This is a genomic window from Leisingera sp. F5 (assembly GCF_001593695.1).
Genome location: NZ_LUKH01000916.1, coordinates 1 through 1,469 on the forward strand (window position 1 = coordinate 1; position 1,469 = coordinate 1,469).

The 1,469-nt window shown below is 62.9% G+C and carries 1 protein-coding gene; it reads right to left on the reverse strand.

Going from position 1 to position 1,469, the window contains the following annotated elements; translation table 11 throughout:
• Positions 1–1,460 (reverse strand): DNA polymerase III subunit alpha (gene dnaE / locus A2I95_RS37425; RefSeq protein ID WP_291737518.1); only part of this gene is annotated, 1,460 nt, incomplete at its 3' end.
• Positions 1,461–1,469: the final 9 nt, after the last annotated feature.

Genomic DNA, 1,469 nt, shown 5'->3' on the forward strand with positions numbered 1-1,469 from the left:
TCGCTGAGGCGCGGCTCTTCCTTCAGCGCATCCACGATCGACATCGGCTTCACGCCCTCGACCGGGATCAGCTTGGACAAGCGGTCCACCTGGCCATAGGGCATCTGCAAGACCCGCCCCATGTCGCGCACCGCCGCCTTGGACAGCAGCGCACCGAAGGTGATGATCTGCCCCACCTTGTCGCGGCCATACTTCTCCTGCACGTATTTGATCACTTCCTCGCGGCGATCCATGCAGAAGTCGATGTCGAAGTCGGGCATCGACACCCGTTCCGGGTTCAGGAAGCGTTCAAACAGCAGACTGTAGCGCAGCGGGTCAAGGTCGGTAATCGTAAGCGCATAGGCCACCAGAGAGCCCGCACCGGAGCCCCGCCCCGGCCCCACCGGGATGTCGTGATCCTTGGCCCATTGGATGAAGTCGGCAACGATCAGGAAATAGCCGGGAAACCCCATGCCCTCGATGATGCCCAGCTCGAAATCGAGCCGTTCCTGATAGTCCTCCATGCTCACCGCATGCGGGATCACCGCCAGGCGCTGTTGCAGGCCCTCGTTGGCGATGCGGCGCAGCTCGGCCACCTCGTCGTCGGCGAACTTCGGCAGGATCGGATCGCGCCGGTACGCCATGAAGGCGCAGCGCTTGGCAATCTCCACCGTATTCTCAAGCGCCTCTGGCAGGTCGGCAAACAGCGCGACCATTTCCTCCTGGCTCTTGAAGTAATGCTGCGCGGTCAGCCGGCGGCGCGGTTCGGCCTGATCGACATAGGCGCCCTCGGCGATGCAGATCATCGCGTCGTGGGCCTCATACATTTCCGTGTTAGGAAAATAGACGTCATTGGTGGCAACCAGCGGCAGGTCCATGGCATAGGCCATCTCCACATGGCCGCGTTCGGTCTGCTTCTCCGCTTCCGGCTGGCCGTGCTCGCCCGGGTGGCGCTGCAATTCCACATACAGCCGGTTCGGGAAAATCATCTTCAGCCGCTGCATCAGCTCTTGCGCCGCCGGGCGCTGGCCCAATTGCAGCAGCCGCCCCACCGGTCCGTCCGGCCCGCCGCTGAGGCAGATAACCCCCTCAGAATGCTCCGCCAGCTCCTCCAGCGTAACATGCGGCAGCTCCCCGCCTTCACGCATGTACAGACAGGAATTGAGCTTCATCAGATGCTCATAGCCCGCCTCGCTCTGCGCCAGCAGCACCAGCGGCGCCGGCGGTTTGGGCCGCTCACCCGGTGCCGGTTCGGTGAACCGCAAATCCACCTGGCAGCCGATGATCGGCTGCACACCGGCACCGCTCGCCGACACTGAAAACTCCAGCGCCGAAAACAAGTTGTTGGTGTCCGTCACCGCAATCGCGGGCATTTCGTGCTTTTTGCACAGGTCCGGCAGCTTTTTCAGCCGCAGGGCGCCTTCCAGCAGGGAATACTCGGTATGGGTGCGCAGGTGTATGAATCGGGGAGAGCTTGTCATGCCGCCACG